Source organism: Delftia acidovorans NBRC 14950, assembly GCF_001598795.1.
Classification (GTDB): Bacteria; Pseudomonadota; Gammaproteobacteria; order Burkholderiales; family Burkholderiaceae_C; genus Comamonas; species Comamonas acidovorans.
Genome location: NZ_BCZP01000003.1, coordinates 329834 through 346242, shown reverse-complemented (window position 1 = coordinate 346242; position 16409 = coordinate 329834). Strand labels below are relative to the sequence as shown.

The 16409-nt window shown below is 67.4% G+C and carries 14 protein-coding genes; 7 read left to right on the top strand and 7 right to left on the bottom strand.

Features of this window, described 5'->3' with window-relative positions:
- Positions 1-53 precede the first annotated feature (53 nt).
- Positions 54-1874: a gamma-glutamyltransferase gene (ggt, locus tag DA1_RS05965; protein ID WP_034391111.1), complete on the bottom strand. Its 1821-nt coding sequence runs from the start codon at positions 1872-1874 to the stop codon at positions 54-56.
- A 339-nt stretch (positions 1875-2213) separates the two neighbouring features.
- On the opposite strand from ggt, the gene uraH reads away from it, so the two are divergent.
- The gene (gene uraH, locus DA1_RS05960; RefSeq protein WP_012204044.1) at positions 2214-2564 is read left to right on the top strand and encodes a hydroxyisourate hydrolase; all 351 of its coding nucleotides are present in this window, start codon (positions 2214-2216) and stop codon (positions 2562-2564) included.
- Between the two features lie 118 nt (positions 2565-2682).
- Here uraH and DA1_RS05955 read toward each other — a convergent pair whose 3' ends face one another.
- The gene (locus DA1_RS05955) at positions 2683-3072 is read right to left on the bottom strand and encodes a DoxX family protein (RefSeq protein ID WP_034391114.1); all 390 of its coding nucleotides are present in this window, start codon (positions 3070-3072) and stop codon (positions 2683-2685) included.
- Positions 3073-3390: 318 nt separating this feature from the next.
- On the opposite strand from DA1_RS05955, the gene DA1_RS05950 reads away from it, so the two are divergent.
- Positions 3391-3975 carry a BPSL1445 family SYLF domain-containing lipoprotein gene (locus DA1_RS05950; RefSeq protein WP_012204046.1) on the top strand — a complete coding sequence of 195 codons (585 nt, stop codon included), beginning with the start codon at positions 3391-3393 and terminating at the stop codon, positions 3973-3975.
- A 65-nt stretch (positions 3976-4040) separates the two neighbouring features.
- On the opposite strand, the gene DA1_RS05945 is transcribed toward DA1_RS05950, so the two are convergent.
- Complete coding sequence (locus tag DA1_RS05945; protein ID WP_012204047.1) at positions 4041-4370, bottom strand: Arc family DNA-binding protein; 330 nt, start codon at positions 4368-4370, stop codon at positions 4041-4043.
- Between the two features lie 93 nt (positions 4371-4463).
- Between DA1_RS05945 and DA1_RS05940 the strand changes: the two genes are divergently transcribed.
- A complete protein-coding gene (locus tag DA1_RS05940; RefSeq protein ID WP_034391116.1) occupies positions 4464-4853 on the top strand; it encodes a hypothetical protein in 390 nt (129 codons plus the stop codon).
- 13 nt (positions 4854-4866) lie between these two features.
- Here the strand turns inward: DA1_RS05940 and DA1_RS05935 are convergent, their stop codons facing one another.
- A complete protein-coding gene (locus tag DA1_RS05935) occupies positions 4867-5355 on the bottom strand; it encodes a hypothetical protein (RefSeq protein ID WP_034391118.1) in 489 nt (162 codons plus the stop codon).
- Positions 5356-5485: 130 nt separating this feature from the next.
- Here DA1_RS05935 and xdhC point away from each other — a divergent pair, with 130 nt between their 5' ends.
- Entirely contained in the window at positions 5486-6370 is an 885-nt protein-coding gene (gene xdhC / locus DA1_RS05930) for a xanthine dehydrogenase accessory protein XdhC (RefSeq protein ID WP_034391120.1), read from the top strand.
- A 186-nt stretch (positions 6371-6556) separates the two neighbouring features.
- The gene (locus tag DA1_RS05925; RefSeq protein WP_034391122.1) at positions 6557-7888 is read left to right on the top strand and encodes a urate hydroxylase PuuD; all 1332 of its coding nucleotides are present in this window, start codon (positions 6557-6559) and stop codon (positions 7886-7888) included.
- 97 nt (positions 7889-7985) lie between these two features.
- Here the strand turns inward: DA1_RS05925 and DA1_RS05920 are convergent, their stop codons facing one another.
- Positions 7986-9869 (bottom strand): EAL domain-containing protein, encoded by a 1884-nt coding sequence (locus tag DA1_RS05920; RefSeq protein WP_034391126.1) that lies wholly within the window; start codon positions 9867-9869, stop codon positions 7986-7988.
- Between the two features lie 140 nt (positions 9870-10009).
- On the opposite strand from DA1_RS05920, the gene DA1_RS05915 reads away from it, so the two are divergent.
- On the top strand, positions 10010-10645 hold the full coding sequence (locus DA1_RS05915) for a Crp/Fnr family transcriptional regulator (RefSeq protein WP_062794108.1): 636 nt from the start codon (positions 10010-10012) through the stop codon (positions 10643-10645).
- Between the two features lie 120 nt (positions 10646-10765).
- A complete protein-coding gene (locus tag DA1_RS05910) occupies positions 10766-13048 on the top strand; it encodes a sensor domain-containing diguanylate cyclase (RefSeq protein WP_034391128.1) in 2283 nt (760 codons plus the stop codon).
- 16 nt (positions 13049-13064) lie between these two features.
- On the opposite strand, the gene DA1_RS05905 is transcribed toward DA1_RS05910, so the two are convergent.
- Positions 13065-13757 (bottom strand): Crp/Fnr family transcriptional regulator, encoded by a 693-nt coding sequence (locus DA1_RS05905; RefSeq protein ID WP_034391130.1) that lies wholly within the window; start codon positions 13755-13757, stop codon positions 13065-13067.
- A gap of 114 nt (positions 13758-13871) precedes the next feature.
- Positions 13872-16196: a DUF6351 family protein gene (locus DA1_RS05900; protein ID WP_034391132.1), complete on the bottom strand. Its 2325-nt coding sequence runs from the start codon at positions 16194-16196 to the stop codon at positions 13872-13874.
- Positions 16197-16409 lie beyond the last annotated feature (213 nt).

Here is a 16409-nt window from a genome sequence, read left to right as displayed (position 1 = left end):
GCCGCCCTGTTGTGAAAAGCCGCGCTCGGCAACGGGCGCGGCTTTTTCTTGCTTCAATAGCCCAGTGTCTGCCCGTCGGGGTTGCGCGGGTCGGAGGCGCCGTAGAGCATGCCATCGCGCAGCTCGATGGTCTGGGTGCGGCCCATCGACGCCTTCACGGCAACGTTGTGGCCGCGCGACTTGAGCAGGGCCACGGTGTCGGGGCTGATGCCCTTTTCCACGCGCAGCTCATCGGGCGTCCACTGGTGGTGAAAGCGCGGCGTGGCGGCGGCCTCGGCCGGGTTCATGCCGAAGTCGATGGTGTTGACCACGGTCTGCAGCACGGTGGTGATGATGCGTGCGCCGCCGGGGCTGCCGGTGACCAGCACGGGCTTGCCGCCCTTGAGCACCATGGTCGGCGTCATCGACGACAGCGGGCGCTTGCCTGCGGCCACCGCGTTGGCATCGCCGCCGACCAGTCCATACGCGTTGGCCACTCCGGGCTTGGCCGAGAAATCGTCCATCTCGTTGTTGAGCAGGATGCCCGTGCCCTTGGCCACGATGCCGCTGCCGAAGTTGGTGTTCAGCGTATAGGTCACGGCCACGGCGTTGCCCGCCTTGTCCACCACCGAGTAGTGCGTGGTCTGGTCGCTCTCGTAGGGCTGGGGCTTGCCGGGCCGGATGTCCTTGCCGGCGCGCGCCTGGTAGGGGTCGATGCCGGCGGCCAGTGCCTCGGCATAGCGCTTGGAGGTCAGGCCCTTGAGCGGCACGGTCACGAAGTCGGGATCACCCAGGTATTCGGCACGGTCGGCATAGGCCAGCTTCATGCTTTCCGCCATGTAGTGGATGCTCTGCGCGCTGTTGACGCCCCACTGGTTCATGGGCCAGCGTTCCATCATGTTGAGGATCTGGATCAGGTGGGCGCCGCCGGAGGACGGAGGCGGCATGGTCACGATCTCGTAGCCGCGGTAGGTGCCGCGCAGTGGCTCGCGCTCGGCGACCTTGTAGCTCTTGAGGTCCTGCAGCGAGAGGGCGCCTGCATGCGGCGCCATCTCGGCCGCGATCTTGCGGGCGATGGAGCCTTCGTAGAACACCTTGGAGCCCTGCTGGCCGATCAGGCGCAGCGACTGCGCCAGGTCCTTTTGCACCAGGCGGTCGCCACGCTTGAGGGGCTCGCCGTTGCGCCAGAAGATGGCCTGGGTGGCGGGCCACTGGCCCATGTTCTTCTTTTCCTGTTCCAGGATCTGGGCCAGGGTCTCGCTGACGGGGAAGCCCTTGTCGGCCAGCTTTGCGGCCGGCGCAATCACCGTGGACAAAGGCAGCGATCCCCATTTCTTCAGCGCATGCTCCATGCCGGCCACGGTGCCGGGCACGCCCACGGCGTAGTGGGTGTAGAGCGATTTGCCATCGATGACCTTGCCATCCGCACCCACGTACATGTCGCGCGTGGCCTTGGAGGGCGCGACCTCGCGGAAGTCCAGCGCAATGTTCTTGCCGCTCTTGGCGTCATGCACCACCATGAAGCCGCCGCCGCCGATGTTGCCTGCGTTGGGCAGGGCCACGGCCAGCGCAAAGCCCATGGCCACGGCGGCGTCCACCGCATTGCCGCCGGACTTCAGGATCTGCAGGCCGATGCGCGAGGCCAGCTCCTGCTCGCTGGCCACCATGCCGCTCCTGCCCACGACGGGATGGAACACATCCATGTCGAAGTCATAGGCGGCGCTGGCGGCCTGGGCCGCGTTGCTCTGCGTGATGGGCGCCGCTGCCGGGGCAGGCGCTGCGGCCACGGGGGCTGGCGCCGCCGAAGCCGCGGGCGGCTGCGTGCTGCTGCAGGCGGCCAGGCTGGCAATGGCCAGCGCCAGGCTGGTTGCAAGCAAGGGGGAGCGAAGTTGCATCGGTATCTCCTTGGCAGATGAAACAGTGGAACAGTGGAAAAAGAGCGCGAGTCCTGTGCCGCCCTGTGCGCGCTGGCCGGAGGGTCCTGCGGCCAGGGCGGCGGCGGACCACAGTGTAGAAGCATGGCGTCGGCAGCCTCCCCGCGCGCCGGCCCGGGCGCCGAAAGTGCGGGTATCTGCCTAGGCGTCGGCCGTGCAACGCCCTTCAAGGGCGTACAAAAACTGTATACACTTTGCGAATGCAGGGCAGGGCCGCGAGTGCTGTCGCGCGCCGCGCTCCGTGCATTGACCAACCAATGACAACCGGGCGGGCCAGCTCCCGCCGCACAGGAGATTTCCATGGGCCTGAGCACCCACGTCCTCGACACCATGAATGGCTGCCCCGCAGCCGGCATGGCTGTCGCGCTGTATTCCACCGATGGCGACCAGGCCACGCTGATCAAGAGCCTGGTGCTCAACCACGACGGCCGTACCGATGCGCCGCTGTTCGACAACAACAGCCTCAGGACCGGCACCTACCGCCTGACCTTCGACGTGGCGGCCTACTTCAAGGCCCGTGGCGTGCAACTGCCCGAGCCCAACTTCCTCAACAAGGTGAGCCTGGACTTCGGCGTGGCCCATGCCGACCAGCACTACCACGTGCCCCTGCTGGTCAGCCCCTGGAGTTATTCCACGTACCGGGGCTCCTGAGCCCTGTTGCAGGCAGGCTGTCGGGGGATGGCCTGGAGTGAGCCCTGAAACGAAGAACGGCCCGCATTGCGGGCCGTTCCTGCTCTTGTTTCTGTTCCTGTCTCTGCAAGAAGGCAGGCTACTTGCCCTTGGCGTGCCCCATGGCCACGACCAGGGCCGTGATGAAGAAGAAGGCCTGCAGCTCCAGCGCCCAGCCTCCCGAGCTGTGCAGCTGCATCACCTGGCCCGTGTGCACCAGCGCAAAGGCCACGACCATGTTGATCGCAATCACCAGCGCCGCAGGCACCACCCACAGGCCCACCAGCAGCAGCAGCGGCGCCACCACCTCACCCAGATAGACCGCATAGGCCAGCCAGCCCGGTGCGCCCGTGGACTCCACCATGCGCTCGATGCTGCCTATGCCGTAGCGCAGCTTGGCCCAGCCGTGAAAAAGCAACAGGACCGCGAGCGTGACGCGCAGCAGCACCATGGCTGCCTGGGGATGGTGAAAGTGGCTCCAGAACTTCATGAACTCCCTCGGTGTGGATAGGCCCGGTGGGCCGGGTGTTGCTGTGGGTGCATTCTGGCATCAGCGCGCTTTAGGTGTCGGCTGTGGCGGCCCGGCACGGGATTTTCAGACATTTCCTGCGGGCCTGTAGTCCTATGGCGCAACTTGTGACATGTCTCATCACAAGTACCGCAAAGCGGCCTAGCATCATCCCCAGCCTGTCTCAGAAACGGTTTGCGAGCACTGGAAGGGGTGCCCGGGACCGGGAGGCAAGGTGATCAATCCAATGAACCGATGGGGTCTCCCCAAAACGTCCAATCAAGAAAGGCAGGTTTTCCCATGCGTCAGTTTTCTTTGCGTACCGTCGTGATGGCCACTGCACTGGCGGCCGGCAGCATTGCCATGGTCGGCTGCACCACCACCAAGCCGGAAACCCAGTCCGCGCCGCGCGCTGATGCCACCACCGTCAATGCGCGCGCCAACGCCGCGCTGGAGCGGCTGTACCAGACGGCGCCAGGCTCCAAGGAAATGGTGGCCCGCTCCAAGGGCGTGCTGATCTTCCCCTCGGTGATCGGCGGCAGCTTCGTCATCGGTGTCGAGCATGGCCGCGGCGTGCTGCGCGTCGGCGGCCAGAACAAGGGCTACTACAGCACGACCGGCGCCTCGGTGGGCTGGCAGGCCGGTGGCCAGTCCAAGGCTGTGATCTATGTGTTCAACACCCAGGAAGCGCTGGACAAGTTCCTGGCCAGCGACGGCTGGTCCGTGGGCGCCGATGCCACGGTGGCTGCAGGCAAGGTGGGCGCCAATGGCAGCGTGGACACCACGACCGCCCAGGGCCCCGTGACCAGCTATGTGCTGACCAATGCAGGCCTGGAAGCCGGCGTGTCGCTGCAGGGCTCGAAGATCACCAAAGTGGTCGAGTGATCCAGGCCCTGAGGGGCCTTTGAACGAAACCGGCCTGCGGGCCGGTTTTTCTTTGTGCGGTCGTCTCAGTCGGCGCCAGCGGCGCCGTCTTCATTGGCGCTGCCCGGCGCAGCGGGCGGGAGCACGGCCTGCTCTATGCGTTCGAGGCGCTTTTCGATGCGCTCCACGGCTTCGGCGCTCATCTTGATGTCGTAGATGCTCACGGGCTCCTCGCATTCCAGCGCAGGGTCCGTCGCGGCCGACAGGCGGCCGAGCAGAGGGGCCTCGAACGTGGTCTGCAGCCGGGCCACGACTTCGGCGTTCATGGAACGGCCGGTGCGCTTGGCTGCCTCCTCGACGAGGTCCTTGAGTTCCTGCGGCAGGCGCAGCTTGTACTGAGGATCGGTCTGTTTCATCGCCGGCAATCATGGACCGGAAAGGTATTGACTGCAAGGGACCTGAAAGGTATTGTTGCTTCGGGACCAGCACGGTCCCGCGCAAGGGGAGCCATGAAGACAGTCAACCCATCGGGCCGCAGTCACCGAAGATACTCACCACAGCACCAGGAGGTACTGGCGGTCGATGCGCTGTGCCACATGGGCGCAGCCCTGGGCGTGCTGGAGCTGCATGCCGAACGCGCCGGCTCGGCCATGGTGTTTGCCGCGCGTGATTTGCTGCGTGGCTACCACGCCAGCGCTGACCAGGCCGTGGCCGGCCTGCAGGCCGGCGACCGCTCGGCAGGCGTGCTGCCGCAGATGTCGCAGGACCTGGGCTATGCCATCGAGGTCATCAACCGCGTGAACGACGATGCCCCGGACGACCTGGTGCTGTATGCCGTGACCTGCCTGCTCAGAAGCGCCAGGAGCTTTGCCGACGGCCAGCCGCGTGAATCTGCCTGAACCGTGCTGAGGCTCAGAGCTGGCCTTCGGTCAGCGTGTCGAGCTGGAAGCGGCCGGACTTGTCCCAGAGCCAGGTATCGGTATAGGTGATGCGGGCGGCGCCGGCCGGGGCGGGGAAGGGCGCGGCGGCGCGCACCAGGCGCTCGATCTCGCTCACCACTTCGGGGGCATGGCTGGGCGCGCGCATCCAGTGCAGGCGCTGGACCTGGCCGTTGCGGTCGATCTGCACCTGCAGCACGCCGATCGCGTAGAGCATGGGCGGCAATTGGCCCTTGTAGATGCGCTCGGCATTGCGCGCGTACAGATGGTTGGCTGCCACCTTGCGGTACTGCAGCTGTGCGCTGGAGGTGGCCTCGTCGGGGCGCGGGCCGGGGCCGGGTGGCGACTTGCAGGCCGTGACCAGGGAGGCAATGGCGGCCATCAGTCCCGCCCACAGCCAGGGACGGCCGGAAAGTGGCTTTTGCACGGAACTGTGCTGAGAGGAATCGGGGGAATCGGGCATGATTGCGAGCGTATCCTGAAACGCTGCGGCACCGGCAGTCGGAGCGCAAAACTCAAGTGCCGCAGCGGAAAATCCCGCAACAAATTCCAACGAAGCCCGCAGGCGCCACGACGGGCTGTCAGGTGCGCCCATGTGGAGTGACACGTTCAAGAAAGTCGAGCAGGGCCTTGCGCAGGGGCCGCTGTGCTGGGTCGAGGTAATGGAGTCGCGCGGCTCGGTGCCGCGCGAGCGCGGCGCCTGGATGGCCGTGTTTGCCGACCGCGTGGCCGGCACCATTGGCGGCGGGCACCTGGAGTTCGACGCCATCGACCGCGCGCGCAGCCTGCTGCGCGACGCTGCCCTTCAGGCCGGATTGCCCGGACAGCCTGGGCAGGCCGGTCCCGCCCTCGCCGAGCACCAGCACCGCTATCCGCTGGGCCCCAGCCTGGGCCAGTGCTGCGGCGGCGTGGTGATGCTGAGGTTCGTGCTGGTGCCCCAGGGCCGCATGGACATGCTGCGCGAGCGGCTGCAACCGCCACGCGACTGCGTGGCGCTGTTCGGCGCAGGCCACGTCGGCCATGCGCTGGTGCGCCTGCTGTGCAATCTTCCCTACCGCGTGATGTGGGTGGACAGCCGCGATTCGGTCTTCCCCGAGGAGGAGCACGAGCTCGTGCAGTGTGAATACTCCGATCCCGTGCAGTCCGCCGTGGCCGACCTGCCCACCGGCTCCCAGGTGCTGATCATGAGCTTCAGCCATGCCGAGGACCTGGAGGTGGTCGCCCAATGCCTGAGCCGCCAGCGCCAGCACGGCGACCTGCCCTATGTGGGCCTGATCGGCAGCGCCACCAAATGGGCCACCTTCCGGCGCAGGCTGCGCGAGCGTGGTTTCAGCGATGCGGAGCTGGACCATGTGACATGCCCCATCGGCGTGCCCGGCATCAAGGGCAAGGAGCCTGAGGTGATTGCGGTGGCCGTGGCGGCGCAGCTGCTGCAGCGGCGCAGCGCCGCGCCCGCGCAGAATCAGGGAAATCTCTAGTGAATTGATGTCGCGCAAGCCGGCTGGCTATCGAAAAATTGCATACACTTTGTGTCTACGAAATGGTCGCAGCGGTGCACCGGCGGTATATCTACCGGGTGCGCGGCCTTTTTCTTCTGCTCAGAGCGCCCGCAGTGGTGAGCAGGTTGAACACCGGCGGCCCCCACGCTGCCAAGGTTGAGAGCTATGGAAAGCTACATTCTCGACTGGGCCAACCTGCTGTTGCGGTGGCTCCACGTCATTACGGCCATCGCTTGGGTCGGTTCCTCCTTCTATTTCGTCTTCCTCGACAGCAGCCTGACGCCGCCTGTCGATGACGACCTCAAAAAGCAGGGCGTCAGCGGCGAACTCTGGGCCGTGCACGGCGGTGGGTTCTACCACCCCGTCAAGTTCAATGTCTCCCCGCCCAAGCTGCCGGACCACCTGCACTGGTTCTACTGGGAAAGCTACACCACCTGGCTCAGCGGCTTTGCGCTGCTGACGGTGTCGTATCTGTGGAACGCCAAGATCTACCTCGTCAATCCGGCCGATCCCAACGCCATGGGCTCGGCTGCGGCCATTGCCTCGGCCCTGGCCTTCCTGGTCGTGTTCTGGCTGCTGTACGACGGCATCTGCCGCGTCTTCGGCCAGAAGAAGAACGGCGACGCCACGGTGGGCGCCATGGTGCTGGTGCTGGTGTGCATCGCGGCCTTCCTGGCCTGCCACATCTTCCCGGGCCAGGCCGCCTTCCTGCTGATGGGCGCCATGCTGGCGACCTCGATGAGCGCCAACGTGTTCTTCTGGATCATCCCCGGCCAGCGCACGGTGGTGAAGGCCCTGAAGGAAGGCCAGCCCGTGGACCCCATCCACGGCAAGCGCGGCAAGCAGCGCAGCGTGCACAACACGTACTTCACGCTGCCGGTGCTGTTCGCCATGCTGTCCAACCACTACGGCTGGCTCTACAGCCATGAGCTGAACTGGCTGGTGCTGATCCTGATGATGTTCGCGGGCGCTGCCATCCGCCAGTTCTTCGTGATGCGCCACGGCTTCAAGCTGGGCCGCAATGCCCATCCCTGGCCCTACGCCCTGGTCGGCGTGCTGGTGCTGATCGGCACGGCCGTCTGGCTCAAGCCTGCACCGGCGCCTGCCGCCGCCCCTGTGTCTGCGCCTGCCGCAGCCCCCGCACCGGCTCCCGCTGCCGTGCAGGCGCCTGCTGGTGCCGAGCCCGCTGCGACGGCGGTGCCCGGTGCCGAAGCTGCTGCACCCGTTGCGGCCGCTGCTCCCGCCGCCGACGGCGCCGTGGGCTACGCCCAGATGGCGCCCTTCTTGCAGCAGCATTGCGTGGTCTGCCACGGTGCCGCCCTGCAGCAAAAGAATGTGCGCCTGGACTCGCCCGAGCAGGTCAAGGCACACGCCCAGCAGATCTACCAGCAGGTGGTGCAACTGCGCAAGATGCCCTTTGGCAATCCGGGTGCCCTGAACGATGACGAGCGCAGCATGGTCAAGCGCTGGTACGAGTCTGGTGCATCGGTGAATTGATCGCTGGGCCGCGCCCAGACGCTGTCGGCGTTTGCTGTCAGCGTTCGGCGGCCAGCCACCAGCCCGCAGCCTCGCAAGAGCCTGCGGGCTTTCTGTTTCAGGCAGGCCAGGCCGCTGCGGTGCCGTGCAGGGCCTGGCGCCGCGCTTCATCGCGCGGCGTGTGCAGCGCGATGGCGCCGCGCCCCGGCAGGCTTTGCGCCTTGGCCTGCTGCTTGGCCAGGGCCGCCAGGTTGGCAATGTCCTCGGGCGCCAGCACGCTGCCCGGCGTGACGCGCACCACGCCGATGGACAGCGTGGTGCAGGCAAAGAATCGCCGGATGCCGTGGCGGTCCTCGGCCCAGATGCCTCCGGCCTCGCGCGCCTGGTCGTCGAACAGCTGGCGCGCCTCGCCTGCGAAGGCGCCGACGATGTCCTCGCAGCGCCGCTGCCAGTCTTCGCTTTGCAGCAGCAGCATGAAGTCGTCCCCGCCCACGTGGCCCACGAAGTCGCGCCGCGCATCGCAGTGCGCCACGGCCAGCCGCGCCACCAGGCGGATCATCTGGTCGCCGCGCCAGTAGCCGTAGTGGTCGTTGAAGGGCTTGAAGTGGTTGAGGTCGGCGTAGCAGGCCACGAAGCCGGCGCCGCTGTCCAGCAGTCGCTGCATGTGCAGGCTGATGGGGATGTTGCCGGGCAGGAAGGTCAGCGGGTTGGCGTGGCGCGCGGCCTCGATGCGGGCCTCGGTCACGCGGCGCACCAGCTGCTCGCCCGTGCCCAGGCCCACATAGCGGCCGTTGTCGGTGACGATGAAGCCGTCGCTCAGGTAGCGCTGGTCCTGCGAGGTCAGGATGCCCACAAGCTGGTCCACATCGCAATCGAGCTCCACGATGCGCGGCTGCACGTTGGCAAAGGCCAGGCAGGGCTTGCGCCCGTGCACCTCGCGGAAGTACAGCGTGGCGTAGTGGTTCATGAACTGCTGGCGGTTGATGAGCGCCAGCGGCCGGCCGGCCTCCACGACGGCAATGGCATGCAGCTGCTGCCCGGCCTGGAACAGCTCGGCCACCTCGTCGTTGCTGGCCGCAGGCATCACGCAGGGCGCCTGCATCACCATCAGGTTGCGCAGCACGCCCGGGCGGGCGCTGTGGCCCTGGTGGGGCAGCACGGCCACGCGCGGGTCCTGCGCCACGCTGCGCGCCTGCGTGCTGATCTGGGGCTGGGCGGTTTCGGCAGGGCGGCCCAGCAGCCAGCCCTGGCCATACGGAATGCCCAGGTCGCGCAGGGTGCGCAGCTCATCCTCGGTCTCTATGCCTTCGGCGATCAGCGTGGTGCCGAAGACCTCGGCAATGCCCTTGATGGCCTGCAGCAGCTGCAGCGTGGCCGGGCGCTGCTCGATCTGGTGGATGAAGTATTTGTCGATCTTGACGAAGTCGGGCTTGGCCTCGGACCACAGGCGCAGGCTGGAGCGGCCGTCGCCAAAGTCATCCAGCGCCAGGCGCGCGCCCGTGGCATGCACGGCCTTCACGGCGGCGCAGACGGCGGGCATGTCGGTCACATGGTCGTGTTCGGTGATCTCCACCACCATGGAGCGGGCCTGCACGCCGAAGCTGCGCACCGTGTCCCCGACCATGCCGGGGCCGCAGACCCCCACGGCCTGCACCAGCGCCTGGGCGCTGAGGTTGACGAACAGCCGGCCCGGCGCACTCTGCCGGCCCCAGTCCTGCAGCGCCACGCAGACCGCCAGCAGCTCGAATTCCCGAAGAATGCCCTCGGCCGCTGCGCCCTTGAGCAGGGCGTCGGGCGTGTGCAACGACATGCCCCGGGGGCCGCGGATCAGCGCCTCATGCGCATAGATGCTGCCGCTGCGCAAGTCGGCCAGCGGCTGGAAGACGCAGTACAGGCCGCCCGCGCGCATGAGCTGCGCCACGGGGCCTGCGCCTGACCGCACGGCGGCGGAGAGCACGGCCGCGGCAGCGGGCAGGCTGGCGAGCATCTGGGGATCGATCATGGGCTCAACTTTTCAGTTGGATACATTACGTTTCACTGGTGACATTCTTGTGACAAGTATGCCGCCTGCGGACCGGTGTGCTGGCGGTGGATTGACATGGCTCAAAACGCGGCGGGAGCAAAGCCGGCAAAGTTGCATGCATGTTCGCCCTGTCTTCCTTGCAAGCTTTCGCCTTCGCGCCGGGTTCCGCCCAGGTGTTGGCCGCGGGTACCTGGCTCAGGCTGCGTCGGCAGTCGCCGGATACGGTGATGTATCTGGAGCGCGGTCGCGTGCTCCTGGGCATAGGCCAGGGTGGGCAGATGCGCCACCAGCTCGGTGTCGTGGAGGGGCCTGCCTGGCTGGACGCGGCCTTTGTGCTGCAGCGGCGCGGCAGCAGCCTGGACATGCTGGCCGACAGCGATGTCCGCGTGCAGCAACTGCCCCAGGCCGACTTCCTGAAGGCCGTCTCGCAGCTGCCTTCGCCCGCCCAGCAACTGCTGCAGGACATGGCCCAGGCCTACTGCGCGCAGACCGAGCTGGCGGTGAGCCGCCTGTCCAAGGACGCCGAGGCGCGCTGCGCCCAGTGGCTGCTGCGCCATGCCATGCCGCACGAGGCTGGTGGCCTGCGCGTGACGCTGCACCTGCGCAAGCGGCTCATCGCCGCCCAGCTCGGCATTGCGCCCGAGACCTTCTCGCGCGTGCTGTGCCAGTTGCGTGAGCACGGGCTCATCGCGGGCCGGGGCAATGTCATCGATCTGCCCAAGCCGGCGGCCCTCGAAGTGCTCGCAGTAGGCTGATTCCCACGCCGCTGACGGGTGCCGGCCTGCAAGCGCCGGGCCTTGCGGGGCGGGGTATCCACTGGTTCGCGGGTTCCACCCAGTGGGACGGATTTCGGGCCTGCATATATTGATGGCGTCATGTCACTGGACGCCCGCCGATCTCCCTTTTTCCAGGCACTGCTGGCATCCCAGGATGCTCCGCAGCTGCCGGATTCACCCTCGCGGCCGCGCGCGGCCACAGGCTGGGGCGCCATGCGCTGCACGGTGCTGGCGCTGGCCGCTGCGGCCGTGCTGCTGGCGGGCCTTGGCAGTGCCTGGTGGGTCTCGCACAACATGCGCCAGCAGACGCTGGAGCGCGCCATGGCCCGGCAGGCCGACGAGGTCGATACCATGGCGCGCATGCTGGCCGCTCGGCTGGAGCAGCAGCAGCGCCTGCTGTGGGTGCTGGCCCAGGGCATTGCAGACCAGGGCAGCGACCCGAGCCGGCTGATGGGCGAGATGCTGCGCGGAGACGCATCCGTGCGGCTGTTCGACACCCTGCAACTGGCCGACGCGCGTGGCCAGTTGCAGCTCAGCCTGCGGGGCGGCCGTTCCGAGCCCCTGGTCGATCTGGACGAAGGCGTGCGCGACGTGATGCGGCGCAGCCTGGCCGATGGCCGGCCCGTAGTCTCCACCATGGTGCGCAAGGGGGCTGATCCCGGAATGATGGAGTTGCTGTACGCCGTGCCGCTGCGCACCGGCAACGGCACGGTCAGCGGCGTGCTGTCGGCCGGCGTGCGCATGTCCGCCCAGGCCCTGCTGCCGCCCAGCATCGATCCCTCGCGCTCCGGCGGGCGCCTGCTGGTCATGCAGCGCGACGGGCAGATCCTGGCCCATTCCGACCCCTCGCGCTGGTCGGCGCGTGCCGAGGCCGAGCCCGGCCTGGGCGCGGACTGGCTGCAGGACCCCGCGGCCGGCGCAGTGCAGGTGGGCCCCGACACCCAGCGGCGCGCGGGCTACCTGGTGACGACGGCAGGCATGCCGCTGCCGCAGTGGCTGGTGGTCAGGATCACCCCCGAGGAAGCCATCGCGCCCAGCCTGGCGCCGCGCGTGCTGTGGTGGCTGCTGGCCGCCGTGGTCGGTGTCGCTGGCCTGCTGGTCCTGCTGCTGATCCTGGTCACCGAACCCATGGCGGCCCTGCACCGCACTGCACGCCAATGGCTGGCGAGCCAGGGAAGACTCATGGCCGAGGAGCCCGATCCCGCGCCCGAACCCGAGCCGGGCCATGCCGAGGAAGGCGGCTGGCGCATGCCCTGGACTCATGCCTGGGGCGAAGCCTCCACGCTGTGGCAGGCCCTGCATCGCCTGGGGCAGATGGGGCAGGAGCAGGCGCACGAGGTCGGCCGGCTGCAACTGCAGCTGCAGACGCTGATGGACTACGCGCCCGTGGGCCTGGTGGTCACGCGGTCGGCGCATCTGGAGCTGGTGGGCCTGCAGGCCGCGCGCATGCTCGGCTATCCGCCGCGCGAGCTGCAGGGGCAGGCGATACGCCAGCTGTGCGCCTCCGACGCGGCGCACATCCAATTGCTGGAGCGCGTGCGCAAGGACCTGGACATGTACGGCCAGTTCGACAGCGAGCAGTGCTTTGTCCGCAAGGACGGCCGCCCCATCTGGGTGCGCCTGCACGGCCAGAGCCTGCAGCGCCTGCAGCGCGGCCTGGAGCCGCGCGCCGTGGTGCCGGCAGACCCCACCCTGGTCTGGGTGGTCGAGGACGTGACCATGCAGCGACTGGTGCGCGAGCAGCCGGGCTGGAAGGCCATGCACGATCCGCTGACCCTGCTGCCCAACCGCGAGGCCTTTGCCATGCGCCTGCATGAATGGCTGCAGGAATGCAGTGCCGCCCAGCGCCTGCCGGCCGAGGCGCTGCAGCAGGGTGAATCCGCCTTGCAGCACAGCGACAACACCGCCGTCGCCACGATCGAGGAGGCGCAAGAGGCGGAGGAAGAGGCGGAGGAGGAGGCCGTCGGCCTGCCGCAGCATGGCGTGATCCTGTTCCTGGACCTGGACCACTTCGCCCACGTCAACCAGCAGGGCGGCCATGCGGCGGGCGACGAGGTGCTGTGCCACATGGCCCGGCTGATAGACAGCGTGGTCCGGCCGCTGGGCTGGGTGGCGCGCCTGGGCGGTGATGAATTCGCCGTGCTGCTGGCGGGCACCTCGGCGGAGCAGGGCATGCTGCTGGCGCAAAGCCTGTGCATGGCCGTGCAGGACTGGGAAGGCGCGCACGAGGGCCAGCGCTACCTGATGGGTGTCAGCGTCGGCATGGTGGTGCTCGATGCCCGCCAGCACACGGTCAGCAGCGCGCTGCGCTCGGCCGACATGGCCTGCTATGCGGCCAAGCGCAAGGGCCGCAACCGCGTCGAGGTGCTGGAGGCCGCCTGAGCGCCGGGGCCGTGCCTCACTCGAAGGATTCGCTGAAGCGCCGCAGTCCTTCGGGATCGATCAGTGTCAATGCCCCATAGGAGACGCGGACCGCTCCGATGTCCTCCAGCTCCCCCAGGGTGCGATTGACGATCTGGCGCGACACGCCGGCCAGGCTGGCCAACTCCTCCTGCGACATGCCCAGGTGCCGGTTGCCGGTGTCCGGATACAGCCTCGAATCGGTCAGCTCCGAGATGCAGTGCGCCACATGGCGGCTGGAATGGTGCAGCCGCGCATGCTCGCAGCGGCCGATGAACTGGCCCAGGCGCGCATTGAGCTGGTCCAGCAGGAAGCGGTTGAAGCCGAGGCTGCGCTCCAGCAGCCAGTGAAAGGTGCTGGCCGGCATCAGCGCCACCAGCGTATCCTCGATCGCCGTCGCGTCGAACGGCCAGCATTCGTGCTTGAGCAGTGTGCCCTCGCCGAACCAGCAACCCGGGGTAAAGGTGGCCAGCGTGGTGCTGCGCCCGGTAGGCGACAGCGCATGGATCTTGACCGCTCCCTGGACGACGCCGGCCCAGTGGCCGGCCCGGTGCGTCTTGTGGCAAAGCGGGGTGCCGGCCGGTATGTGCCGCAACAGCACCTCCCGCCGCAACCTGAGCAGGTGGGCCCTGCTCAGGTGGGGCGCAAAGGGCGCGGACTTGAGGACGGCGTTGATCGTGGGCGGGGGCATGGTGCTTGATGCGAATCTTCAATGAAAGTCTGCTGCTTCATTGCATGAATTGGCACGCTGCAAACCCTGATCACCGGCCCCCGGACCCCTGCGGGACTTCGCGCAGGGTGCAACTCAATCGTTGCGCGAGACCGGCGCAGGCCCGGCCTTGGTGCCCGCCGGGCCGGCACTGAAATCGGTCAGGAAGGCCGCCTCCTGGCTCTGGCCCCTTCCGGCCTGGCTCCAGTCGCACACTCCTGCCGCAAACACTGCGGCAAGGCGCTTTTGCTGGGCCGGGCTGAAGGTGATGCCGGCGTACTCCGGGCTGGTGAACGAAAGGGGCTTGAGCTGGCACTGGTAGATGTCCTCCGCGAGCGGACCTCCGGCCACCTGGCGTGGTGACAGGGTCGGCTTGAGGGGACAGGCTGGGTCGTCCAGGGCCAGGACTTTGTCCAGATCCGAAGGGACGGCTCCCGTTGCGGCGATGCATCCATCCCTGACATCCGAAGGCCTGTTGCGCACCACTTTCTGTGCCAGCGCAGCGCCGGTGGTGTCGCGCTCCACGGCGGTCAGCCAGCGGTCCATCATGACAAAGGCCTCGCGTCGCATGGCCGGGGCGATCAGCAGCGGGACCATACCCTTGCTGGCACGGATCACATGGTTGTCATGGTGGCCGTTGGCGGCATCCAGCCGCGCGCGTTGCTGCAGGCTGCGCCAGGTCATGTGGATGTCGCTGCCGCCCTCGGGCCGCAGGTCAATGATGGCCACCTGGGACAGGTTCCTGCCGTTGCTGGTGAGGCCACTGCTGTAGAGCCTGGGCGGCAGGCTGGCCACGGCCCGCTCGCGGGCTGCCGGCCGGGACGCAGTGCCGCCGGTCCAGTCCATGTCGTTGGTGTAGCTGCCGATGCCTTCGTTGAGCTGCACGAAAGCCTCCGCGTCGATGGCGCCCGACTGCAGTGCCTTGAGTCCGTACTGCAGGCCCGTGTTGTCATAAGGCAGCTGCGGCTTGGTGTGGCCGTCGGTGTCCTTGAACGTCCCGAACACCGGGACCAGCATGTCGTGGATCGAGCAGCGCACGCCCTGGCCGCGTGTGCGCGGGTCGTAGACGATGGAGGCGGGAAAGCCCACGCCGCAGTTGTCGGGCAGCCGGGGGTTCTGGGGGGCGATGAAGCTCCCTACCCATTTGTCGCAGTAGCTGGCCGGATGGCCATTGATGGCGGCCTTCGCGGTGTCGCTCAGTGCCTGTCCTGCGGCGGTCCTGTAGTAGCTGGACAGCAGGCCGCAGTCGCGTGTTTCCATCCAGGTGGACACCGCATCGGGATAGCTCAGCCCCGTCTGTATGCCCTGCAGCAGACCCGGCATGGCGGAGGCGATCACTGTCTGCATCATGGAGCCACCCGAGTCGCCGTCGCCCATGGTGTAGCGCACTTCGCCGTAGTTCTCGATCAGATGCTCCTTGATTCGCATCATGTTCTCGGCGGCCAGCAACTCATTGTTGTTGTGCAGGTGGTTGGTCAGCATGGCTTTCACGACCATGTGGCCTGCCGCGAGCGCGTTGGGGTCGAACGGCAGGCTGCCGCTGAACTGGTCGAGGAGGTTGACCGCCGGCTCCTGGAAGCGATTGCCGGAAGCGGCTGCGCCGAATCGCCACAGCACCTTGCCGTTCCATCCCTTTTGCGGCTCCCAGGGCGTCCAGGCCTGCGCGGGGTCATGGTAGGCCAGGATCTGGAAGGTGCCGCGGCCCATGACGCCAGTTTCCATGCGCAGCAGGTGCTTGACCGTATCTCCGCGGTCGTTGGTGAAGTCGGCGATCTCGCTGTCGGCCGGGCGCTGCGATGGGTCGTAGGCCACATGGCAGGGCGTGGCGCCTGCCGGACCCATCGTGCAGGCGCTGCCTTGCCTGGCCTTGGGCATGTAGTAGTAGGTGTACTGGGTCCTGGTATTGCACTGGACATCCACCGGATCGGTATCGAGACCGCTGACGCGCGTGGTCACGGTCGCCGACAGTGCCGTGCCGGGCACGGAAACGGTGGCTTGCGCGCCATTGCGCGTGGCGCAGATCCACGGCGCGGTCTGCGGCCCGGCGAAGATGGGATCGCCCCGGCCATGGTTGGTGATGTCCAGCCGTGCCCTCGCGCTGCCGGCCGCCGTGGCGGTGAGGGTGTTGGCGCCCACCTTCAATCCCTCGACCCGGCCCAGAATCCGGCCATTGGCGCGCTGGGCGAACCGGGCGGTGACATCCGTGCCATTGAGCGCCACCTTCAGCGCACCGGGCGGGCTGCCCTTGGGCAGCACAATTTCAATATAGGCATTGCCGTCGCTGATCATGTCGGCCCGGTTGGACAGGCTGCGTATCTCGATGACACCCAGGCCTGAGTCACCGCTGCCGCCGCAGGCGGTCAGCACACTGGCGAGCGTGGCTGCGGCCACCATGCCCGAAAAAGGGGTTGGCTGTTTCATCGTCTTGTCTCCTGCAATCCACTTCCTTTTGAAGCGATTTCATTGAATCACGCTAACAGTCTTCAAGTCTGTATAGGTTTGGACAATGATTTGCCGGCGACTGGCTCGCATATTGCATGTGCTGCGTGCACAAGTGTTTAACCGCCTCTGCCCAGGGCATTCTTGGTGCTTGTATCTAGCTGGCGGGGGTCATGGCTGGGTTACGCTGCGGGC